Consider the following 23,483-nt stretch of genomic DNA (forward strand, 5'->3'; position numbering starts at 1 on the left):
TTATAAAATGAGGTTGTATGTTTTTTCTGCAATTCTAGTTTTTTTTACTTTGACAGGTCAAGCTCAGGGGCAGACCCCAGCTTCAAATTTTAATAAAAAATTGGCAGATTCACTTGGAGCTGATGAGTATGGAATGAAATGGTATGTGATGGTAATGTTAAAAACTGGTACCAAGAAAATTCAAAGTCGCGATTCTCTTTCATGGCTTTATAAAGGTCACATAGATGCTATAAATGAGCTTACCGAGAAAGGACTTTTAATAGTAACTGGCCCTTTAGGTAAAAATACCCAGAACTATAGAAGTTTTTACATCTTAAATACAAATAAGGCAGAAGAGGCACAAAAGTTAATGATGAAAAACCCCGCTGTAAAATATGGTTTATTTGACCCAGAGTTCTTTTTCTGGTATGGACCTGCAGCCCTTCCAACCTATCGGAAATATCAACCACTAGTTGAAGCCAAAAAGCCTTAGGGTATTACTATAATTATTGAATCGTCTTTGCATCTAACATTGCATTCACTCAGTATAGCGGGTGCATGGCTTAGCGTGTCCTCATTCTCAACTATTGCTTCACCTTTTACTAGAATGCAGGAAGAACCTTCAAATCGATGCTTTTCCTCATCATTTATTATTTCAAGCTGTGCATTGCTAATGATTTTTCTGAGTTTTCGGCTAGTTAGGTTTTTGTAGTTCTCGTTATTTTTAAGAAGTTCAAGAGCAATTTCAGTTGATGCAGTAAACTTGAATGGGTTTAATATTTCAGGATATTTTTTTGATAGGCTATTAATTGTTGAATAGCTTATTATTAGAATAGAAACAGGGGTCTCTGCTTTAACTGTATGTCTTATTTTACTCGAGGTAAGCCATTCATAAAACCCGAAAGTATTGCAACTTTCCTTTACTCCCAAAAGTTTCTGATTACTATAGTAGTTAATGGTACCATTTATTATTAAGAATACGCTTTTTGAACTACTTTTTTCTTTTAAAAGAACAGCGCCTTCGGGGAAAAATTTGATTTGACTCTTGGCTATAAGTTGTTTTGCTGCTTCGCTACTAATTTTGTCAAGACCAGGTGTGTTTTTAATGGTTTCCGCAACTTTAAGATTTGTATATTTTTCGGTTGAGGTATCGGTAAGTCTCTTTAAAAGGTTTTGAACTTTAGATTGAATTTGGGTTACTTCGTCGGGCTCAAGACGACCTTGCTTTTTAAGCTTTTCTATCATCTCTTCTTGCTGATTCAGGAGCGACCTCGAAGCCAAGAGTGTCTCGATATTGGTTCTGATATCGGGGTATTTTTCCTTTAGATTCCGCAAGAAGGTTTGCCCAGTTAGTCGATTAGCATTTATCTCATCTTCAAGCATGGAAAGAAAATCATTATTGCTTGTATCATCAGATTCGCCAATTGAAAGCCCAATAGCAAGGCTCGATAACGATTTCAGATTTTCCTCCTGAGCCGCAACAAATGCTCTTGCGCAGTCGTAGCTAAGAGTGAGGCGATTAATAAATCGTCGTTTCCATATCTTTCCAATCAAAGGCAAGTTCTGTAGTTTAGATAATGTTTTAGGTGCTTTCCAAATTTTCTCTATATCCTGTCGTTCTGATAGGGGGATTTTTCCACCAAAGTCAAGTAGAACATCAATCTGGTCGGAGAGAAGATGGACACCATCGGAGCTCAGCATACCCATGTTAAATTGGCGCCAATAGCTCTCTTTTTCCTTTTGAAGGAGTCGTTTTCTGGTTTCAATTAAAGCATCATTTATATCAAAACTTTCTGGCGTTTCTTCAGTTAAACTGTTATCAATCAGAAAGTCAGAAACTCTTTTCCAGTCGGCACCCGACATATATCTATTACTCTTAAGTTTTTCAATCTCTTTTTCCCCGCTAAGTTTAACCTGTAGAAGAGATTGTTTCATTAGGCTTATCTTGATATTGTCAACTTTTGAGAGCCCAAGTTTATCAATTAGCCAACGCACAGTAGTTGCATTAATTAGTGAAGTAAGAAGAACAATACCTGCTGTTAGCGATAGAAGTTGGTTGCGTGGTTCAATTGGAATTCTTGAATCAATAGCAACAATAAGTGCTAAGGCTAGAGCAACTGCACCTCTTAGGCCACCCCACCAAAGTACTATTGAGTCTTTGAATGAAATACCATAGCCTATTTTTTTCATTAATGGGTAAAAAATGTAGATTGTACCAAGCCGAGCAATGTGGATTGTGATGTAGGCAAGAAATAGAATTATTACATCACTTATTTTGTAGTTTACTTGTAATGCAATTACCACACCCACAATAATAAAGATAAGTGTATTGGCTATAAATGCAGCAAGTTCCCAGAATTCATGCAGGAAGTGTGTAACACCAGGACTGACTTTTGTTTTTCCAGGTCCTGCCATCGAAATACCGAGCGTAACAACTGCAATTACACCCGAAACATGGAATATGGATTCCGCAAGAAAAAATGAGAGATAAGCTGCGCCAATTACAACAGTAATTTCAATTAAAGCATCGTTGAATACACGCTTTATCCATGATAAAATTCCCCAGCCAATTATTGCACCAACCAAAACACCTCCAAGCGATACCCTTAAGAATTCTATAAATGCATTACCGTTGGCAGCCTCTCCTGTAATTAAACCAAAAATGGCCATAAAAATAACGATGGCTGTTCCATCGTTGAGCATCGATTCACTCTCCGTAATGGTTGAAAGCCTTTTGCTGGCACCAACCTCCTTTAAAATAGCAACTACTGCTACAGGGTCCGTGGCGCTTATAATGGTTCCAAAAAGTAATGCCAGTAGAAAAGTCCATTGGTTCAGCCCAATGCCAAAACTCTTCATTAACATTATCGCTGCAGATGTGATTAGAATGGCAACCATTATTCCTGGAACTGCTAGTATTACTGCATTACCAAGTGATTTTTTGAAAGTATGTATGTGCAACGAATAGGCTGCCTCAAAAATAAGTGTAGGCAGGAAAAGGTAGAGTATTAGATGGGGGTCAATGTTGCCTGCCCAATTAATTGAATCAGCAATTAAATTTAAGTCAAAGGTGTTTAGAATGTCGAATCGGGCTAGGGCTCCAAGTATCAATCCGAATATTAAAAGAAGAATAGTGTAGGGTAGTGGACCTTTTCTAAACAGGTAGCGTGTTGCGGTACCAATAAAAAGCGATAGAATGATAAAGAAAAGAGGTGCCAAGTTTATGCTGTGCTTTTCATGTGAACTTTCTGAGAGTACTTCTTCTTTATCAAGCGTATCTTTGGAATTTTGTGATTGTGTTATAGATGTATGCTCATTTGTGGGTAATGTAGTATTTGTTGTATAAATTGAAACTGCTCCATTTGTTATTAGTGATACACCCATTAATACGGTAAGGAGTAAAAGAATTCTTCGCATAACTCAATATTTTTAAGCAATTTACAAAATTTGCTATGCAAGTCAAATATTAGTTTGAAATAATTCTATCTATATTGATGTAGAATTATTTGATGATTTTTATTGTTTTAGTTACATTTTTATACTAAAAATCAAAAGTTGATAAAAAAATGTTAAAAAATATTGAATAATGTGATGAAATTATGATTAATTTGGCAGTCGAAACAATAACCTAAAATCTAACTTAAAAGCATTTAATTCATGGAAGCACTTCTTGGAAACATTTACTTTTGGATTGTAATTGCATATTTTGCAATTGTAGTAGGGGTTTCGTTTTTAACCCGAAAAGTTGCATCAAGGTCAGTTGCCGATTATTTGGTTGCAGGTCGGAATCTTGGGATTCTGTTGTGTTCAGTTGTAGTAGCAGCAGAATGGTTAGGAGGAATGAGTACAATTGGTGTGAGTGAAAAAGCTTTTAATAAGCTTTCTGTTGAACCTATTCTTTATAATATTGCCACATCGCTTGGCATGATAATCATTGGTTTTACTGTAGCAAAACATTATAGGAAAAACAACGTGCATACGGTTAGCGAAATGCTTGAGCATTTGTTCGGTATTCATGCTAAAAGGGTTTCGGCCATTGCGTTTCTTATTGCATACATCACACTTGCATATGTTCAATTGCAAACGGCTACTAGTGTAATGAGCTCAATCTTTCATATCGATTGGGTATATGCAGTAATAATTGCAGCAGGTGTGATTACTTTATATACCTATGTTGGAGGAATGCATGCCCTCGCAATAACATCGGTTCTGCATATTGGAGTAATGTTTATTGGTATTGGAATTGCAACAGTAATAGGAGTTACAAAAATTGGTGGTTTTGGGCACTTACAGGAATTACTTACAGCAAAAGGGGCAACAGGCAGCATTTATAATCCGTTTGGGGTTAGTTTAGGCGATGCTTTTAGCTTGCTGTTGGGAGGTGTTTTAGGAGGTATGGCAGCTCAAGCTAGTATTCAACCAATTTTTGCAGCAAGAACCCCCGAAGTTGCCAAAAAAGCAGCTATTCTTTCAAGTGCTTATATTGCGCCATTTGGAATAATGAGCGCTTTGTTAGGTTTAATTGCTGCCACAGGTATTTTCAACGTTGGTGCTGGAACCGAAGGTTTCACTGCTAAGCTGGCCATGACTAACTTGTTGGTTAACCCTGAGTTCATTCATCCATTGCTAGGCGGTTTAGCTCTTGCTGGTATTCTTGCTGCTATCCTTTCAACAGTGGGCCCTGTGAATTTCGCTGTTGTTACAATTGCTACAAAAGATATATATCACGGCTTTATTAACCCCGAAGCCGATGAGAAGAAGGTACTTCAAATAGCTCGTAGGTTAGTTATCATTGTCAGCTTGATAACTATACCATTAGCCCTTTACTTCAGAGCTGGGGTATTAGACTCCGCATACGTAAGCTATGCAATTAGAGCAATTGGGGCTATTGTGATTATTGCAGGTATTTATTTAAGAGGCTGGATTGATGTATTCACCGTAAAACTAGCATTTATAGGTGGTACAATTGCTGTTTTCGTTTGTATCCTTGCTAACAAATTAGGTTGGTTCCACCTTGATAAAACATATGGCGCAGTAATTTTCTCTCTTTTATCAATACTTGTTGGATATATCAGAAGAAAATATTTTGTAAAAGCTTAACAATTTGACAATGCAACGAGGACCGCTTTTTGGGATTAAAGTACTAGAGCTGGCTAATGTGTTAGCAGGACCAAGTGTTGGTGTTGCGCTGGCCGAAATGGGGGCAACTGTTATTAAAGTTGAAAATATTCATACCAATGGCGATGTAACCCGAACATGGAAATTACCAACTGAGGACCAGAATACTGATATTTCGGGTTATTTCAGCTGTGTGAACTGGGGAAAGAAGTCTTTAGCTCTCGATTTGTCATCACCAGAGGGCTTAGATGTAGTTTACCGTTTAGCCAAGGTATGCGATATTGTGCTTGCAAGCTATAAGCCTGGTGATGCCGAAAAATTAAAGGTAGATTACAACACCCTTAAGCAGCATAACAAACAGATTATTTATGCGCAAATAACAGGCTATGGCTTAAAGAACAAGAGGGCAGGTTACGATGCTATTATTCAGGCCGAAAGTGGTTTTACCTATATGAATGGTGAACCCGATGGACAACCCGTTAAAATGCCAGTTGCATTAATGGATGTGCTTGCTGGTCATCAACTGAAGGAGGCTATTTTGCTTGCCCTTCTTAACAGGGAACGATTAGGTGAGGGTACTTTTATTGAAACCAGCCTTATAAAATCGGGAGTAGCGTCGTTGGCAAATCAGGCTACTAATTGGCTCGTGGGTAATAAGATACCTGAAAGGATGGGCTCCGAGCATCCAAATATCGTTCCTTACGGTAAGATTTTTTATTCGCGTGATAATAAACCTATTGTTATTGCAGTAGGAAACGATAAGCAGTTTACATTGCTTTGTTCAATTCTTGGAAAACCAGAATTGGCAAAGGATGAGCGGTTTGCAACCAACTTTAATAGGGTTAAGAATCGTAAGGAGTGCAATGATGCCATTCAAAGCCTTATTAGTAATTTTGATAGGGATTGGCTGCTGAAGGAGTTTGAAAAGAATGCTGTTCCTGCTGGAGGTGTTTACAACATGAAAGAGGTTTTTGAAATACCAGAGGTGCAAGAACTCGTTATGGAGGGTAAAACTTCTTCTGGAATGCCAATAAAAGGATTAAGAACTGTTGCTTTTACCTTTGATAAAAGCAACATTATAGATTTACAAGCGCCACCTCATTATGGTGAGCATACTGTTAGTATACTTCGCGACACTTTAGGATATACATCAAGAGAAATTGATAGTTTAATCGAAAAAAAGATTGTATATGCACGATAATAAAAAGAACCTAGCCTTTATCGATGGGTCAAGGTTAATAACTGAGGCATTAGTCAGAGCTGGTGCCGATACGTTTGTGGGGTATCCCATTACACCTGCAAACCTGCTTTACCTATATGCAACCAAGCGATTTCCAACCATGTTGGCTGCTCCCGATGAGATTACTACACTGCAGTGGATGAGCGGCTTTGCCATTTCGGGTCACGTTCCTGTAACCGCAACCTCATTCCCTGGATATGCGCTCATGGTTGAGTCGATAGGTATGGCAGCCATGATGGAACTACCAATGGTTATTATTCTTGTTCAGCGACTAGGGCCTGCTACTGGTACTGCTACAAGAGGAGCTCAAGGCGATTTGAATGTAGTTTTTGGAACCATGTCTGGCGGTTACTCATTACCCACTTTTTCAATCAGTAACTACCACGATTGTTGGGAAGTTTCAGCTAAAGCTGTTCATACTGCCATTGAGCTACGAACTCCAGTAGTGTTGCTTACATCTAAGGAAATGGTAATGACACAGCAATCGTTCGATTGGTCTGATCTGCCTGAAATTGCTCCCAAAAAGGTTAAACAGTTTGAGGGCGAAGGACAGTATTTCCCTTACAAAGCCGATGAATCATTAGTTTCAGATTTTCTGCCAGTTAGCCAAAATAAACATCAGGTCAGAATTACTGCTTCAACTCATGATACTAGAGGAATTCTTCAGAATTCAACTCCTGAAGCAATAAATAACACTAAACGTTTAGAAGAGAAGGTTAATAAACACCTTGATAGCTATACCCTATACGATTTTGACGAGCAGGAAGGTGCTGAAACTCTTGTTGTTTCATGGGACATTTCTTCGCTTGCATCCCGTGAAGCAGTTGTTGAACTTCGAAATAAGGGTAAAATGGTGTCGTTGCTTATTGCAAAAACATTGCTCCCCATTCCAAAAGTTTACATCGATATAATTCAGCGTTATAAGAAAGTGGTTGTGGTTGAGGAGAACCTAAAAGGTCAATTCCGTCAGTTGCTTTTTGGCGCTGCTGGTCGAGAAGGAGTTACTGGTGTTAACGGAATTGCTAAAATGATTAACCCATCTGAAATTGTTGAGGAGGTAATGCGTTATGAATAGTAAAAACTTCCTAACCGATAGCCAACTACCTTTTTGCAAAGGTTGTGGTCATGCACTCGTAGCTAAGAATACAGAAAAGGCTTTACAAAAGCTCAACGTTGACCCCCTCGACGTTGTTTTGGTTACCGATATAGGTTGCCATGGTATTGTGGATAAGAGTTTTCTTACACATACTGTTCATGGTTTGCACGGTCGCTCCTCGGCTTTAGCTGCTGGAATTGCTGCAGGGTTGAATAACCCTGGGAAAAAGGTAATTGTATTCACCGGCGATGGTGGTGCTACCATTGGAATGCAGCATTTGATTGGTGGCGCACATCTAGGTTTCGATATGACAGTGGTTGTGCATAATAACATGCTTTACGGAATGACTGGTGGCCAGCCATCGGAATTTACACCTTGTGGATTTAAAACTCCCACGCTTCCCGAAGGTAGCTCAAAAGAGGGCTACGATATCTGTGAGCTAATGGTTGCTGCAGGCGCATCATATGTTGAGCGTGTTATTGGCATTGGCGACTATTCCGATTCTTTAGCTAAGGCCTTTTCATCAAGTGGATTTTCGCTTGTTGAGGTTATGGAAATTTGCCCCAGCTATGGTGTGAAATCAAATCCTGGAATCAAACTCTCACAAGTGGTTGAGAATGCGGGTTGGAATGTGAAAGTTTTTGCCGACGGTAAGGGGCACTCCTTTAAAAAACCATTAAAAGAGAATACAGAGAGCCTGATTTCCGAAAAGCTTGAAATAAAACCAAAATATCAAAGTGAAATTAAAAAGCCAGTTAGCATTTTAATTTCTGGCTCTGCTGGTGAGGGGGTTCAGTCGGCAGCCGAGTTTCTTGCTAAGGCTGGAATACTCTCGGGATTAAACACCACTAAAAAGGGTAGCTATCCGGTAACAGTTGGAGTTGGCTTCTCTGCTTCGGATGTTATCTTATCTCCTAAACCTATCCTTTTTACAGGTTCTACAAATCCCGATATTCTTGTAATAACTTCAGCCGATGGTTTGAACTTTGCTAGAAACACAGCTGCAAAGATGACGTCTGGTAAATTATATATCGATGATTCGTTAGATGTTCCAGAAACAGGGGCCCAGGTTATTAGGGTGCCTTTCCGCGAAAAGCTTGGTGCTCGTACCAGCTCTTTGTATGCCGTGTTCTATATAGTTCATCATGAAAAACTATTCCCAATCGATGCTATGAAGGAAGTATTTCTTTCAAATAAGATTTCGAAAAAGGTAAGTATTGAAAGTTTGCTTCAGTTTTAGCTAAATATTTGAGTGGTTATATTAAAAAGGGTGTCTATTTTACTTTAGGCGCCCTTTCTCTTTAGGTTTCTTTTGAAATTTCAAGTTCCTTGAAAAATAATTCTTCTAACAAGTACTGAAATTTATTTCACGATTAACACAGAGAGCTTTTTTCTTTAATATCAATTTCCACCCTTGGAACTTTATTTATCTATAGAGATGAAAATTATTTCTGATAAATCTTTTATTGACATTCCCCTCGCAATGCCTTATATTTAATTGTCTTAATTTAAAAAATAGGTGTTATGGAACAAAAAAGAAAAAAGCCAATAATTGGTATCCTCACAGGAGGAGGGGATGTACCTGGATTAAATCCTGCAATACGTGCAATTACTATACGAGCACTCCGTGAAGGATTTAAAGTTATAGGAATCCGAAGGGGATGGGCTGGTCTTATTGAGCTAATCCGAAACAAGGATGCCGACAACAGTAAATGCTTTGAGGTTTTGACAGAGGAGAGAGTTAACAAAGCTTTTAGAACTGGAGGTACATTCCTACATACCTCAAGAACAAATCCTGGAAAGGTTGCCAAAGATAATGTTCCTGAGCATCTGAAAGATAAATATGACAAGCCTGTAAACGATTTGACTCCTGAGGTTATTAAGAATCTTGCATATCTAGGAATTGATTACCTGATACCTATTGGAGGTGACGATACTCTTAGCTACGGGGTTAGGCTTTACCAGGAAGGTTTTAAGGTTATTGCCATTCCTAAAACCATGGATAACGATGTTCCTGGCACCGATTACTGTATCGGTTTTAGTACTTGCGTAACACGAACCATTGCGCTCACCGACATGCTTCGAACCTCTGCTGGTTCACACGAGCGAATACTGGTTATGGAAGTGTTTGGCCGTTATGCAGGTTTTACTGCCATGCTCCCTACCATGGCGGGTGTTGCTAACCGGTGTGTAATTCCTGAATATAAATTTAACATTGAAAGGTTAACAGAGCTTCTGGTTGAGGATAGGTTTAAAAATCCAAGCCACTACTCAACGGTTTTGGTTTCCGAGGGGGCAACATTCGAAGGGCTAGAAGAAATGGTTTTCCAGAATAACGAACGTGATGCTTTTGGTCATGCTAAACTTGGAGGGATAGGCGATATTGTTTCAAGGAAGGTGAAGGAACTTACCCCTAAGTTTAATAAGGGGAAAACTATCAATATTATTAGTCAAAACCTTGGCTATCTGGTTCGTGGTGGCGAGCCCGATGCTATAGATTCAATTGTTCCTATGGCTTTCGGAAATCTTGCACTCGACCTAATACTTAAAGGTGTTCACGGTCGTTTGGTTGTACTTAAAAACGGTAGATACGACGACATGCCCCTTGATGTTGTGGTTAGCAAGAAAAAGGTTGTGAATGTCGATAGATATTACAACACAGAACGTTTGCGCCCATTCTATAAGAGCTTTGAGATGCAGCCGCTATTTATAATGACTAGTGAATAGGAGAGGAGTTTTTATAGCTTAAATTATCACTTAAAATAAAAACAGACCGCTATTTCTGGCGGCCTGTTTTTTTATATGTAAGAATCAAACTACTCTAAGTTTTTTAATGCTTCATCGGAGGCCTCAAGTATTGGTTTAACCGATAGCGTTTCGCCAACACCATGTTTTAACCAAAGCTGAGGAATTAGCCTTCCCTGGGAGAATATTCTTTCAACCTCGTTGGCAAAGGAACGTCCTTTAAACTGTTTCTCAAGTTGGAATTCAATTAGTTGTCCAATTGGGTATGCCGAAAGGTAAAGTGGGTTATCAATCATATGAGAGTAAACAGCTAGTATTGGTTCATCCTTACTACCAAAAACATCGGCATAGTATTTATTCCAAATATCTTTAGCAATCTTTATAGTTGCTTCTTTTACCTCCTGTGCAGTTGCATCGGGGTGTGCATATAACCATTTCCAAAGGTTGATGTCAACAAGCGATACACCCATAATCTCGTAGCACGACCAAAGGTTATCGAGTGTTGCAAGGTATTCCTTGTTAGGATTTTCTTCCTTCATTCCTAGTACGTCGAGGTCGCGCTTTTGGAATACGAAAGCTAATGCCTCGGTGAAAGCGGTATTGGGTACACCATGCATCATGTAGTAATCTACATCGTGGAGGGTAATGGTTTGCTCAACGGTATGGCCAAACTCGTGCATGGCAATGTTAAACCCTTTATAGTTCATCCCGCTTTCGGGGACACGAGTGCGAAGTAGCGCAACATCTTTATGCATCTCTGCTCCCCAAGCATGTCCAGCGCCACGCGACGACTCAACCTTAACCCTTTCAGCTATAAACTTAGCCTTATCGAAACTCCAACCTAATGAGGTTAATATGTTTGGCATCTCCTTTTCGAATGCCTGAGTGTTGGGGAAACGTTTTGTTGTAATGGCATCAAGTTTTTCAGCTGGGATACCACTACGTGCCTTAAATCCATCGTACCAAATGTCAAATGGTTGAAGAGGGCGTCCTAATCGCCTGCTTATTAGTTTGCCAGTTTCCCTAATTTCTTTTGAGGAAACTAGCTCTATGAATAGCTTCTCAACATCATCAACGGGAAGTTCAAACTCACCTTCAAACTTGCGCTGGATATAGGTTGGCATTTGAGGTGTGTAGCTATCAATTGCTTTTAATGCTTTAAACTGATTGATAATGTGCTGATAGCGTGTATTGGGTTCTGGTGTGGCTTCTTGTTTTTCGCCATCCTTAAGGATAACGTTTTCAAACGGATTCCACTGGTATTCATCGCTGTTAATTACCTGGGTGGGAATAGTTTGTTCGATGATGCGTTTCATCACCTGGTAAATCATCTGCTGTCTTTTTAAACCATCCTGTTTATCGGCATATTGAGCTTTTAGCTCATCGCGAAGGCCCCAGTGTGAGATTAGTTTTAGGTCGGAGGGGAACATGGTATTGCCTTGGTCATCAACCAGGTTGCCCATGAAAATGTTATACTGGCTAATGTAGGTGTCGGAGTTAGTGTTTACGGTTGAGAAGTTTTGAATGAGCTCAGCGGGTACTCGACTAGTAAACATATCGCCCATTCTGGCATAGGCCCACTGTTTACGACTCCAATTTTCGCCTAGCTCAGTCTTCTCTTTTAGGCTGTAGTATGGAAAGTTTAGCGCTGTGATGAATGCTATTTTATTTGCAAATAGGTCGTCGGTTAGGTGAGCACCTGCATTATACGAACCAAATAGCTCATCGATTTGGGTAACTGGCCCCATATCGAGATGAAGCGGACGTAAAAGCTCTTTGCTCAGCAGAATGAAGTACCCGTTTAGCATCTCAAAACCGTAAGAAAGCTTATTAAAAAGGAGGTCAAGGTCCTTTTCGTTGGAAACAAATTGCTCCTTGCAAAAATTTTCGAAATCTGCCTCGGTTCCATCAGCCACTCGCCATAGGCTGGCTACCTGTGCCACACCTTTTTCAATTCTCACTTTTTGTGAGTCGCCATGTTGTTTTACCAGCTCAGCTGTTACCTTTTTAACCGTATTCTCACCAATGGGTGAAACATCGGCTTTATCGGCCTGTTTGCATTGTGTCATAAGCAATACAGATGAGATTGATAGTAAGGTTAATAATCTTTTCATAATTAGTTAGATTTGGTTCTTCGTTTCAATATGCAAAAATGCAAATTCAAAGTTTAGATAGCAATTTAATTTAAAAGTTTACTGCAATTTATATTGATACAATTATTTTTGTAAAAAAAATTAGTGGTTATGGAATGTAAAAAGGAAGCTAATTCAAAGTTTTGTAATTGCACCTATCCATGTGGTAAGCATGGTGTTTGCTGCGATTGTTTGGCATATCATCGTAAAAATGGCCAGCTACCCGCATGTTACTTTCCTGAAGATGTAGAGAGTGGATACGATAGGTCGATTGATAATTTTATACGAGTGGTTCAGGAACGAGGTACTGGGTACTTAAGATAAAAAAAGGTGTCGGAAATTCGACACCTTTTTCAATATCTATTTGGATACTATTCAAATTGTTTGAAAGCCTCCTTGATAAGACCAATAGCTTCGCGTAGTTGCTCTTCGGTTATTACAAGAGGAGGAGCAAAGCGAATAATATTTCCGTGAGTTGGTTTAGCAAGAACACCCTTTTCGGCCATGGCAACACATACATCCCATGCAGTTTTACCAGGCTTGTTGCGGATAACCACAGCGTTGAGTAATCCCTTTCCGCGAACCAGCTCAATCATATCGCTTTTAATGCTGTTCATCTCGTCGCGGAAAATTTTACCCATCTTTTCTGCATTTTCGGCAAGCTTTTCTTCCTTGATAACCTCAAGGGCTGCAATTGCAACTTTACCAGCAAGTGGATTACCACCAAAGGTTGAGCCGTGCTCACCTGGCTTGATGGTTAGCATGATATCGTCGTCGGCTAAAACGCACGAAACAGGCATGGCACCACCCGAAATGGCTTTACCAAGAATTAGAATATCGGGGCGAACACCTTCGTGATCGCAGGCTAGCATCTTACCAGTACGGGCAATACCTGTTTGAACCTCATCGGCAATGAAAAGCACGTTGTGCTTCTTACATAGGTCGTATGCCTTTTTTAGGTATCCTTCATCGGGTACAAAAACACCGGCTTCACCCTGAATAGGCTCAACAAGGAATCCTGCAACGTTGGGATCTTGTAGCGCCTTTTCCAATGCAGCAATGTCGTTGTAAGGAATCTTAATGAATCCAGGAGTAAATGGACCAAATCCACCGTATGAATCGGGGTCGGTTGACATTGAAATCACGGTGATGGTTCGGCCATGGAAGTTGTTCTCACAAACAATAATCTTGGCCTCGCCATCCTTAATGCCCTTTTTGGTATAAGCCCAGCGACGGCAAAGCTTAAGAGCGGTCTCATCGGCTTCGGCACCTGTGTTCATGGGCAGAACCTTATCGTAGCCAAAATACTTGGTTACATACTCCTCAAATTCACCTAGAACGTTGTTGTAGAATGCACGAGAGGTAAGGGTTAGCTTCTTGGCCTGCTCGCACATGGCGTTTATGATTTTTGGATGGCAATGGCCTTGGTTTACAGCCGAGTAGGCCGAAAGGAAATCGAAATAACGCTTCCCTTCAACATCCCAAAGAAATACGCCTTCGCCACGCTCCAAAACAACGGGCAGCGGATGGTAGTTGTGCGCTCCATACTTGCTCTCACGCTCCATGTAATCTTTTGGTGTCATCTTGCTCATAACTTACTGTTTTTAGGTTTTATGATGATTTTTTAAAAGATATCTTTTTTGAGTCTTTACCCCCTTTACCTTTTGCAAGATTAAAGATTGTTAACCAAATTTCAAAGATTTAACTTGCTTTTGAAAATATGTTAAGAAACATAAAAATAGGAGCTCTTCCCAAAATTTTACCTGAAACGCCCAGCATGCATAGTTAATGTATTCATTAGAAATAATGGATGTGTTCCATTTTCAGAGATGGAAGGTGCTGGATATGCTGATAACGGTGAAGTCATCAGATTGGGATTGCAATATAGTAGGTTGATAAAAATAAAGTATGGATAAATACAGGTTTAGGTTTTTGAGAACTTCAAACGTGTATCATAGGGCTTATATTGGACCAATGGAACCTCAAGTTATTCAAAGTCAAGAATCAAATATTATACAGATACCAGTGCGCATTAGATATGATTTACTAAACTGGTTATACTTTAAGAGAGGATTGACTTTTGATTTCCAATTATCAACAGACCTTCATCAACATCATTCAAGAAATATTTCGCATTTACTAATTGAACTTTCATGACCTTCATTTCATTGTGGGATAATTAAATTGAGCACCATCTGGATAAAATTGTATGCAGGTGTATGTAATATGAACATTATCAGACAGATACTGGATAAATCTCAAGAAAAACTTGCTTTTCCCTCTAACGCACCTTATCTTATGTAAACTCATATAAGCTTTTAAGGAAAAATGTGATAATTCTTTTGATTAATCATAATGTAGGGAGGAAAATATCATGAGAATGTCAATTATCCTTGCACTGGTAGTGTTTTTTTTAACATCTCCCATTAATACCTTTAGTCAGGAAAGGACTTTTAAAAACAAGCAGGGGGGCAAGTCCAGCTGCATCGCAAACGATTCGCTGCTATCATTTTTACCTAAAGGAACCATTATCAATAAGCGAACAAAAGATAAAATTTATTGTTTTCTGCCTTATAATACTAAGATTCAGGGATACTTATGCAGAGGTGATGAGAATCGGGGTTGGGAAACTGTTTTTTATGCAAACGGTAAGTTGGCCTTAGCCTGGCTAGCAAAACCGGAAGATATCCAAGGTGTGCCCTGTGCACCAGCCAGTTTCTGGACAGAGCTCTTTGGTGGTTCTGCAGCCGTTTCCTTTCATGTAAACGGCAAGTTGGCTAAATGTAAGTTATCAAGGGATGCAATCATTAATGGTCGTTCCTTCGAGAAGGGAGATCTTTTAAGTTTTGATCCAAAAGGAAGGTTAATCTTAGAAAAGTGAAAAAAATCACCTCCATACCATAAACCTTTAACGTTGCGCTTGAAAATTGGAAATGAAATAATTACCTAAATTTACTGGTATCTATTTGTAAAACAATTTGATAATGAGTACTATTCTACAACAAATTTTAGATCGCAGGAGCGTTATGGCATTTTTGCCCGAAGCCATAAACGACAACGATATTAAAACAATCATAAATGCTGCCATGCTTGCCCCATCGGCTTATAACGAGCAGCCATGGTTCTTTTTTGTGGTCAACCGTAAGAATGAGAGTCAGTTCGCAAGAGTTTTAGGTGCTCTAGCACCTGCCAATCAGGAGTGGGCGAAAAACGCTGGCGCCCTTATAGTTTGCGCCTACCGCAAGTACAGCTCCAAAACAGGGAAGGAGAACCCTTACGCAATGCACGACCTGGGATTGGCAACCTCGTTCCTATTATTACAGGCTCAAGCGCTAGGTTATGTATCGCATGCTATGGCTGGCTTTGATGCTGTTGCAATGGGAGAGGTGTTAGATATTGATTACAATCTTGGTTTAGCATCAGTTGTTGCCATTGGGCGGCATGGCGATATCGAAAAGCTTAGCGAACAAAATAGGCAGCGGGAGCTATCAATGCGTTCCAGAAAAGATTTTGCCGAGGTGGCCAAGATTCTTTAAGTCCAGCGTTATTATTTACGGTTTAAGGTTGCCTTTTGGTAACCTTTTTTGTTTATACAGGTTATTGAATATAAGTCTTCTAGTAAGTGTTTTTCTGGTTAATGTTTAATTTAGAAATGACAAAAAGGCGGTGTTTTCGTTGGTTGAACAGACAAAATGACCTGTTTTTCTTCTCGGCAGGAGATTTGTTGAGTTAATGCAGAAAAATAAAGGAGAATAAAGCTATGAACTTAAATAACTTTACAATTAAATCGCAAGAGGTAATTCAGAAAGCCGTTGAGATAGCACAGGGATACAGCCATCAGGCTGTTGAGCCTGCTCATCTACTCCGGGCAATATTGGACGAAGGCGAAAGCATTACAGGCTTTCTGCTTCGTAAGCTAGGAGTAAATCCTGGAACCTTTGATGCCGTTTTGAATCGTATGCTCGAATCGTTGCCTAAGGTCTCTGGTGGCGATCAATACCTTAGCAGCAGTGCTAACAAGGTGCTACAAAAGGCGCTGGAGTACAGTAAAGCTATGGGCGACCAGTTTGTGTCGGTTGAGCATATCCTTTTGGGGCTTGTTGCCGCTGGCGAGCAGGTTGGCCAGATGATGAAAGATGCTGGTATTACTGAGAAGGAGCTTAAGCAGGCAATCTCAGAGCTGCGTAAGGGGGCAAAAGTGGATTCCCAAACCGCCGAGGATACCTACAACGCTCTTAACCGTTTTGCCATCAATCTTAATGAGATGGCTCGAAGTGGCAAGCTCGACCCAGTGATTGGTCGCGATGAGGAGATACGCCGAGTACTTCAAATCCTTTCGCGCCGAACAAAGAACAACCCAATTCTTATTGGTGAGCCAGGTGTTGGAAAAACCGCTATTGCCGAGGGCATTGCACATCGCATTGTGAATGGTGATGTGCCCGAGAATTTGAAAACCAAGCAGATATATTCGCTTGATATGGGGGCGCTGGTTGCTGGAGCTAAGTATAAGGGCGAGTTCGAGGAGCGCCTGAAATCGGTGGTTAAGGAGGTAATTGCTTCCGATGGAGATGTAATCCTTTTCATCGACGAGATACATACACTTGTGGGCGCTGGTAAGGGCGAAGGTGCCATGGACGCAGCAAACATACTTAAACCAGCCCTTGCTCGGGGCGAGCTACGCGCCATTGGGGCTACAACATTTAATGAGTACCAAAAGTATTTTGAAAAGGATAAAGCTCTTGAACGCCGATTCCAAAGCGTTGTTGTTGATGAGCCACAACCTGCCGATGCCATATCAATTCTGCGTGGTTTGAAGGAGCGCTACGAAAACCACCATAAGGTGCGTATTAAGGACGAGGCCATAATTGCAGCTGTTGAGCTTTCGCACAGGTACATAACAAACCGTTTTCTGCCCGATAAAGCTATCGACCTTATTGATGAGGCTGCATCGAAGCTAAGGCTCGAGATGAATTCAGTTCCAGAAGAGATTGATGAGCTCGAACGCAAGATAAAACAGCTTGAGATTGAGCGCGAAGCAATTAAGCGTGAGGGCGATAAGCCTAAACTCGATGAACTATCGAAAACCTTGGCTGAACTTAACGAGGAGCGCACAAGGCTGCGCGCTAAGTGGGAAAGTGAAAAGAATGTTATTGAGCGTATCCAGCAGCTTAAGCAGAGCATTGAGCAGATGAAGTTCGAGGCCGAAGAGGCAGAGCGTAATGGCGATTATGGTAAGGTTGCCGAAATACGCTATGGAAGAATCAAACAGGCTGAGGCCGAAATTGAGCAGCTTAAAGAGGAGCTCAAAAAGGTTCAATCCGATTTTGCCCTTATCAAGGAGGAAGTGGATGCCGAGGATATTGCCGAAGTGGTTTCCCGATGGACTGGCGTCCCTGTGAACCGGATGCTTCAAAGCGAAAGGGAGAAGCTACTTCATCTCGAAGAGGAGCTGCATAAGCGTGTTGTTGGGCAGGATGAAGCTATCGCTGCTGTGTCCGATGCTGTTCGGCGGAGTCGTGCAGGACTTCAGGACGCAAAACGACCAATTGGTTCGTTCATTTTCCTTGGTACTACGGGAGTAGGTAAAACCGAATTGGCTAAAGCACTAGCAGAGTTTCTGTTTAACGATGAGAACCTAATGACTCGTATCGATATGAGCGAGTACCAGGAAAGGCATTCGGTATCAAGGCTTGTTGGAGCGCCCCCAGGATATGTTGGTTACGACGAGGGAGGTCAGCTTACCGAAGCCGTAAGGCATAAGCCATACTCAGTTGTACTGCTCGACGAAATTGAAAAAGCTCATCCAGATGTGTTCAACATACTTTTACAGGTGCTCGACGATGGTAGGCTAACCGACAACAAGGGACGAACTGTAGATTTCAGGAACACAATTATTATAATGACCTCAAACATCGGATCGCACATTATTCAGGAGAATTATTCAAAGCTTGGCAATAAGGATGCCGATCAGGTGTTTGAAAATACTCGTCGGCAAGTATTTGAGATGCTTAAACAGAGTATCAGACCCGAATTTCTTAACCGTGTAGACGAAATTATTATGTTTACACCATTGAACAGGGAGCAAATTAAGCAGATTGTGCTGTTACAGTTTGAGAAAATTAAGCAGATGCTTGCCCAGAATGGAGTAGGCATTCAAATAACCGATAGCGCCGTAGAGTGGATAACCGATATTGGCTTTGATCCTGTTTATGGTGCCCGTCCAATTAAGCGCGTGATGCAAAAGAAAATTCTTAATGAGCTTTCAAAACAGCTGCTGGCTGGAACCATTAACAGGGATAAAACTATTACTGTTGACTATTTTGGCGACGACATGCTCGTTTTCCGATAAGAATATTTTTCCTGCATTTAACATTAGCCGTCCACAAAAGGGCGGCTTTATTTTTTTATATTTGTTGTAGCTAATAAAAAACTTGGTTTTTAATCCTATTTGAGTTAACCAATATTTCACATTTGGTATGAGTGAACTTAAGGTATATAAGGCATCGGCAGGTTCTGGTAAGACTTTTCGATTGGTTGCAGAGTACTTGAAATTGCTAATTCAAAATCCTAACGCATATCGCGAAACACTTGCCGTTACTTTCACAAACAAGGCTACTGCCGAAATGAAAGAACGTATTATCAATCATCTATATAAAATAAAAACTGGCCAGAAGGATGAATTATTAGAGAGTCTGGTTGAGGAAACTGGCAAGGACAAGGAGTTCATCAAAAAACAGGCTGAAACGGCCCTATCAAAAATCCTGCACGACTATTCGATGTTCAGCATAAGCACTATCGACAGCTTTGTTCAACGTATAATTCAAAACCTTTTATGGGAACTTGGAGAGCATGGTAACAATGATTTGGTTATTGAGCATGTGCCTTACATTGAAAAGGCAACCGATAGCTTACTCGATGAGCTTACCAAGCAATCCGAACTATTTGAACATTTTGCAAAGCTTATCGAACAAAAGCTTAATGATAATAAATCGCCTAACATTCAAAAGGATATCATTGAACTTGGAAAGATGCTTTTCAATGAACGATATAGATTGCTTAGCACCGATGAAAAAAAGAGGTTGCACGATAAATCGACCCTAAATGAACTTAGAAATGAAACCAAACGCCTAATTGATGAGATATATGATAAAGTAAAAAAGGGAGCAAATGAAATTATCTCAATAATTCTTAGCTCAGGAATTAATGGGCTTAATAGCGATAACTTTCAGAACTATTTTAAAAAGTCTAAGGGCGTTTTGCCAACGTTAGTAAAGCTATCGGAGTTAAAGCCATTTCAAAGAATTGAACTTAAAAGTGCAGATGAGAATGCAACTTCCGATATTTCGGCATGGCTAACAAAGGAACAGCTTAAAAAAATGCAAGGCTTTGTTGAGCAGCAATTAATGCCAGCCTACCGGGAGTTCTATAATTATTTGTCCAGTAGCTACAAGCTCTACAACACTGCATTAGCGATTAACGATAACCTGCCAACGCTAATGATAATAAATGAGCTCTACCTAAAGTTCAGAGAAATACTGAAAGATGATGGTGTAATGCTTCTGTCGGATGGCAATTCGCTTCTAAATGAGTTTGTAAATCAATCCGATACGCCATTTGTGTACGAAAAAATTGGAACTCGTTACATGAACTATATGATTGACGAGTTTCAGGATACATCGCAGATGCAATGGAAAAATTTTGAACCTTTAATTACCGATAGCATTGGAAGTAATGGGCTTAGCATGGTGGTAGGCGATATGAAACAGTCCATTTATCGTTGGCGAAATGGTGATTGGCGTATAATGGCCGATATAGAGGCTAATCCTCAACTTTATAATAGAGAAATAATCAGCCTTTCTAAAAATTATCGAAGCACAAAAACAGTTGTGTACTTCAATAATGCTTTTTTTAAGAACGTTGTCGCAAAATATAAGCCTGATAGTAGTGATATCGATTTAGATGCTCTTTATAGAGATGTAGAACAGGTTGTAGATGATGAAAAAAAACAAGGTTGTGTTGAGGTGGCTTTTTTGCCCCCAAGAACCGATAGCCCAAATGATGCTTTTACTACCTACATTAAAGATTTGCTAATCGATTTGAAACTAAGAGGTTATAACCCGGGCGATATTGCATTTTTGGTTCGAAAGAACGCTCAAGGGCGCGAGATGGCCGACTTGCTTCTGAGGCTTAAAGAGAGTGAAAAAGAGCTATCCAATTTTATCGAAATAGTTTCCGACGATGTGCTAACTCTAAACGCATCGGCTGCAGTTAGACTGTGTATTGCTGCGCTCAAAATTGCACTTAATCCCAACGACTCTCTTGCCATAGCTCAATTTCAAAAGGAACAAGCTTTGCTATTTGACTCAATAATTCAGGTTCGCGATTTGAACAATTGGGCTGACGTTTTTTTCGATGAAAATTCCGACAGTTTCGATTGGCTATCATCAATCAGATTCTACCCTTTAGGTAACATGATTGAGGCAATAATTGAAAAGTACCTCGCTGTTGATGAAAACATTATTAAGGGGCATTTGCCTTACCTGACACTGCTTCACGAAAATGCAATTAACTTTTCCTATAGGGGAACATCATCGTTAAGCAAGTTTATTGAGTGGTACGACCAGATTGGAAAAGACCAAAAGCTAACAATGGCACAATCAAATAATGCCATTAATATTCTAACTATCCATAAATCAAAGGGATTAGGTTTCCCAATTATCATTTTCCCTTATGCTGATTTGTTAGAACAAAGAGATCCTCATGATGATATTAGATGGTTTAAACCTGATAGTACGTCAAATGAAATTTTAGATAATTTTCCATTATTCCCAATTCTTCCCAAGAAAGAGCTTCTTAATACTTATTTTGAAAAAGAACATATTGAAGAAAAGTTCAATAAAACGATTGATAAAATTAACCTTCAGTATGTAGCTTTTACACGTGCTAAAAACGAACTCTACATTATTGTAACCGATGACAAACTGAAGAATTCAGAGAATGAATTAGATAATGTTTTAAGCCAAAATAAATTTGCTTCAACTCTTCCAAACCAAACAGGCATTAATCCAGAAGTAAAGAATATTGAAAATGGAAGGATATATTTATACGGTAAAAAGGATGATAAGCACTCTGAAAAGACTCAGACACAAGATGAAAATAAAGAAGTGATTGCAAGCTATCCGATAAATGCGATAAAAAGTAAGATAGCGCCTCAGTTTCAGATTGATAGTATTGAATCTAATACAGAGAGCGATTTGCAGCATGGAATAGCCATGCATGCCATTTTATCGAAAATTATCACTTTAAACGACATTGATAATGCTGTTGATTGGGCCATTCTGAACGGATACCTAAATACCAATCAAAAACAGGAGGTAGTCAGCAGCCTAAAGTCGATACTCAATGAATCACTTTATAAGGAATGGTTTAGCGATAAGTGGGAGGTTAAGACCGAAGCATCAATTATTAATACCGATGGTAGTGTTTACCGCCCCGACAGAGTCCTAATCAATAGTAAACAAGCCGTTATTATAGATTTTAAGTTTGGTCTTCCGGCTTCAAAGCACAAGAAACAGGTGCAACTCTACAAAAAGCTACTTGCCAGTATGGGATATGACGATGTGAAAGGATATTTATGGTACTTTCAGCTAAACCGTCATGAGCAAATCTAAGTCAAATGGTTTACGATAAATGTTATCTTTACGAAAAATTTAACTATAACCAAAAACAGTAATTATGCGCAAGTATTTAATCTATTTAACCATACCTGCTATGGTTGCATGTGGCTCCAAAGAGCCAAAACAATCGACTATTGCTGGTAAGTTCAGCAATGCTACGGATAATACTATCCTTATTGTTAGTCCTAACGATGTAGATACGGTTAATTTGGCCGACGACGGTTCATTTAGCTACAAGTTGAGCCTAGCTGAGCCAGCCCAAATCAAGGTGAAGTATGGTAGAATGAGTAACATCCTATTCCTACAACCTGGCGATAGCAGCTACATTGAACTCGATTTAAATAATGCAAACCAGGTAAGTTTTACTGGAAGCAATAGCGATATCAATACGAATATTAAATCGCGTACCAATAACTTGTATAACATAATGCGTGGTTGGCGCGATTTGTTCGCTCTAGATGTAAAAGATTTTGAGGCAAAAATTGACTCCATTAAAAATGCCCTCATGGCTCAATCCGACTCTTTAAAGGCTAAGAGCAATGAGCTAGCCGAAATGGAAGGGAATCGAATTCGTTATTTCTTACTAAACATTAGAACTCAGTACCCACAGTACTCAGCATACCTTCAAGGTAAAAGTTTTAACCCTGATAGCGCCGACTACTCATTCCTTGATAAGGTTGATATGAATAACGGCGAGCACCTTTCATACGACGATTATGCATCGCTTCTTGAAACTTATGCAGAGCTACGTTTACAAAAAATGAAGGATTTTGCAACCCTTGATTCGATGCCTGCCGAACAACGTTTACCTGTATTGTTTAATATGGTTGATAGCATTTTTACAAATTCTAAGGTAAGGGATTATATTAAGAAGCACTTTTTGGTTGATGAGATTCAGTTTGGTGAATTTTGGAAGTTAACTAATGTTTGCAACAAGTACGTAGAAGCTTGCAGTACTCCTTTATACAAAAAGGAGGTACAAAATATTATGAACGAAAAAATGAAGATTGCTCCTGGCAAGGATGCTCCCACCTTCAGCTATAAAGATATAAATGGGAAAGAGTACTCATTAGCCGATTTTAAAGGAAATTTGGTTTATATCGATTTTTGGGCAACCTGGTGTGGCCCATGCCGTGGTGAGCTACCTCATCTCGACAAGCTTGAAAAGGAGTACAAGGGCAAAAAGATTGTTTTTGTTAAGATGTCGCTCGACGATGATATGAATGCTTGGCGTAAGATGGTTACCGAAAAGAAACTTGGTGGCGTACAGCTACATGCCGATGGCGCTTGGAGCTCAGATGCTGCTAAGAATTACCAAATTAAAGGTATCCCAACTTTTGTGTTAATTGATGCAAATGGAAAGATTGTAAGCCCAAGCGCACCACGCCCATCATCGGAGGAGATACGTCCGCTATTAGACCAAGAACTTGCTAAAATATAGTTAGTTAGCGCTCTTTTTTATAGGCCGGCTTTGCCGGCCTTTTTTGCAAGTAAAG

The 23,483-nt window shown here is 39.8% G+C and carries 15 protein-coding genes; 12 read left to right on the forward strand and 3 right to left on the reverse strand.

Features of this window, described 5'->3' with window-relative positions; genetic code table 11:
• Window positions 1-7: 7 nt before the first annotated feature.
• Complete coding sequence (locus FHG85_RS04815; RefSeq protein ID WP_173073508.1) at window positions 8-472, forward strand: YciI family protein; 465 nt, start codon at window positions 8-10, stop codon at window positions 470-472.
• On the opposite strand, the gene FHG85_RS04820 is transcribed toward FHG85_RS04815, so the two are convergent.
• Window positions 469-3,396 carry a cation:proton antiporter domain-containing protein gene (locus FHG85_RS04820; RefSeq protein ID WP_173073510.1) on the reverse strand — a complete coding sequence of 976 codons (2,928 nt, stop codon included), beginning with the start codon at window positions 3,394-3,396 and terminating at the stop codon, window positions 469-471. The two genes, FHG85_RS04815 and FHG85_RS04820, sit on opposite strands and share 4 nt — an antisense overlap.
• Before the next feature lie 240 nt (window positions 3,397-3,636).
• Between FHG85_RS04820 and FHG85_RS04825 the strand changes: the two genes are divergently transcribed.
• The 5 genes from FHG85_RS04825 to FHG85_RS04845 all read left to right on the forward strand — a co-directional run bounded on the left by FHG85_RS04825 (window position 3,637) and on the right by FHG85_RS04845 (window position 10,160).
• A complete protein-coding gene (locus tag FHG85_RS04825; protein WP_173073512.1) occupies window positions 3,637-5,079 on the forward strand; it encodes a sodium:solute symporter family protein in 1,443 nt (480 codons plus the stop codon).
• Between the two features lie 10 nt (window positions 5,080-5,089).
• Window positions 5,090-6,298, forward strand: coding sequence for a CaiB/BaiF CoA transferase family protein (locus FHG85_RS04830; protein ID WP_173073514.1), 1,209 nt, complete (start codon window positions 5,090-5,092; stop codon window positions 6,296-6,298).
• Window positions 6,288-7,412: a hypothetical protein gene (locus tag FHG85_RS04835; RefSeq protein WP_173073516.1), complete on the forward strand. Its 1,125-nt coding sequence runs from the start codon at window positions 6,288-6,290 to the stop codon at window positions 7,410-7,412. Before FHG85_RS04830 ends, FHG85_RS04835 begins: the two co-directional genes overlap by 11 nt.
• A complete protein-coding gene (locus tag FHG85_RS04840; RefSeq protein ID WP_173073518.1) occupies window positions 7,405-8,673 on the forward strand; it encodes a thiamine pyrophosphate-dependent enzyme in 1,269 nt (422 codons plus the stop codon). The genes FHG85_RS04835 and FHG85_RS04840 overlap by 8 nt, the downstream gene beginning before the upstream one ends.
• 284 nt (window positions 8,674-8,957) lie before the next feature.
• Complete coding sequence (locus FHG85_RS04845; protein ID WP_173073520.1) at window positions 8,958-10,160, forward strand: 6-phosphofructokinase; 1,203 nt, start codon at window positions 8,958-8,960, stop codon at window positions 10,158-10,160.
• An 89-nt stretch (window positions 10,161-10,249) separates the two neighbouring features.
• Here FHG85_RS04845 and FHG85_RS04850 read toward each other — a convergent pair whose 3' ends face one another.
• Entirely contained in the window at window positions 10,250-12,292 is a 2,043-nt protein-coding gene (locus tag FHG85_RS04850; protein WP_173073522.1) for a hypothetical protein, read from the reverse strand.
• 129 nt (window positions 12,293-12,421) lie between these two features.
• On the opposite strand from FHG85_RS04850, the gene FHG85_RS04855 reads away from it, so the two are divergent.
• Window positions 12,422-12,634 (forward strand): DUF6485 family protein, encoded by a 213-nt coding sequence (locus FHG85_RS04855; protein WP_173073524.1) that lies wholly within the window; start codon window positions 12,422-12,424, stop codon window positions 12,632-12,634.
• 47 nt (window positions 12,635-12,681) lie between these two features.
• Here the strand turns inward: FHG85_RS04855 and rocD are convergent, their stop codons facing one another.
• Complete coding sequence (rocD, locus tag FHG85_RS04860) at window positions 12,682-13,893, reverse strand: ornithine--oxo-acid transaminase (protein ID WP_173076764.1); 1,212 nt, start codon at window positions 13,891-13,893, stop codon at window positions 12,682-12,684.
• Window positions 13,894-14,690: 797 nt separating this feature from the next.
• Between rocD and FHG85_RS04865 the strand changes: the two genes are divergently transcribed.
• The 5 genes from FHG85_RS04865 (at window position 14,691) to FHG85_RS04885 (ending at window position 23,428) form a co-directional block, all read left to right on the forward strand.
• Window positions 14,691-15,191, forward strand: a complete 501-nt coding sequence (locus FHG85_RS04865) for a hypothetical protein (RefSeq protein WP_173073526.1) — start codon at window positions 14,691-14,693, stop codon at window positions 15,189-15,191.
• A 103-nt stretch (window positions 15,192-15,294) separates the two neighbouring features.
• Window positions 15,295-15,846 carry a nitroreductase family protein gene (locus FHG85_RS04870; protein ID WP_173073528.1) on the forward strand — a complete coding sequence of 184 codons (552 nt, stop codon included), beginning with the start codon at window positions 15,295-15,297 and terminating at the stop codon, window positions 15,844-15,846.
• A gap of 224 nt (window positions 15,847-16,070) precedes the next feature.
• Entirely contained in the window at window positions 16,071-18,659 is a 2,589-nt protein-coding gene (clpB, locus tag FHG85_RS04875) for an ATP-dependent chaperone ClpB (RefSeq protein WP_173073530.1), read from the forward strand.
• A gap of 127 nt (window positions 18,660-18,786) precedes the next feature.
• Window positions 18,787-21,981, forward strand: coding sequence for a UvrD-helicase domain-containing protein (locus tag FHG85_RS04880; protein ID WP_173073532.1), 3,195 nt, complete (start codon window positions 18,787-18,789; stop codon window positions 21,979-21,981).
• A gap of 64 nt (window positions 21,982-22,045) precedes the next feature.
• Entirely contained in the window at window positions 22,046-23,428 is a 1,383-nt protein-coding gene (locus FHG85_RS04885) for a TlpA disulfide reductase family protein (RefSeq protein ID WP_173073534.1), read from the forward strand.
• Window positions 23,429-23,483: the final 55 nt, after the last annotated feature.

Origin of the sequence: Tenuifilum thalassicum (genome assembly GCF_013265555.1) — a bacterium.
Classification (GTDB): domain Bacteria; phylum Bacteroidota; class Bacteroidia; order Bacteroidales; family Tenuifilaceae; genus Tenuifilum; species Tenuifilum thalassicum.

Coding starts and splice junctions, on each gene's coding strand:
- FHG85_RS04870 (WP_173073528.1), top strand. CDS start 15,295: ATGAGTACTATTCTACAACAAATTTTAGATCGCAGGAGCGTTATGGCA.
- FHG85_RS04815 (WP_173073508.1), top strand. CDS start 8: ATGAGGTTGTATGTTTTTTCTGCAATTCTAGTTTTTTTTACTTTGACA.
- FHG85_RS04830 (WP_173073514.1), top strand. CDS start 5,090: ATGCAACGAGGACCGCTTTTTGGGATTAAAGTACTAGAGCTGGCTAAT.
- FHG85_RS04845 (WP_173073520.1), top strand. CDS start 8,958: ATGGAACAAAAAAGAAAAAAGCCAATAATTGGTATCCTCACAGGAGGA.
- FHG85_RS04885 (WP_173073534.1), top strand. CDS start 22,046: ATGCGCAAGTATTTAATCTATTTAACCATACCTGCTATGGTTGCATGT.
- FHG85_RS04840 (WP_173073518.1), top strand. CDS start 7,405: ATGAATAGTAAAAACTTCCTAACCGATAGCCAACTACCTTTTTGCAAA.
- clpB (WP_173073530.1), top strand. CDS start 16,071: ATGAACTTAAATAACTTTACAATTAAATCGCAAGAGGTAATTCAGAAA.
- FHG85_RS04865 (WP_173073526.1), top strand. CDS start 14,691: ATGTCAATTATCCTTGCACTGGTAGTGTTTTTTTTAACATCTCCCATT.
- FHG85_RS04880 (WP_173073532.1), top strand. CDS start 18,787: ATGAGTGAACTTAAGGTATATAAGGCATCGGCAGGTTCTGGTAAGACT.
- FHG85_RS04835 (WP_173073516.1), top strand. CDS start 6,288: ATGCACGATAATAAAAAGAACCTAGCCTTTATCGATGGGTCAAGGTTA.
- FHG85_RS04825 (WP_173073512.1), top strand. CDS start 3,637: ATGGAAGCACTTCTTGGAAACATTTACTTTTGGATTGTAATTGCATAT.
- FHG85_RS04820 (WP_173073510.1), bottom strand. CDS start 3,396: ATGCGAAGAATTCTTTTACTCCTTACCGTATTAATGGGTGTATCACTA.
- FHG85_RS04855 (WP_173073524.1), top strand. CDS start 12,422: ATGGAATGTAAAAAGGAAGCTAATTCAAAGTTTTGTAATTGCACCTAT.
- FHG85_RS04850 (WP_173073522.1), bottom strand. CDS start 12,292: ATGAAAAGATTATTAACCTTACTATCAATCTCATCTGTATTGCTTATG.
- rocD (WP_173076764.1), bottom strand. CDS start 13,893: ATGACACCAAAAGATTACATGGAGCGTGAGAGCAAGTATGGAGCGCAC.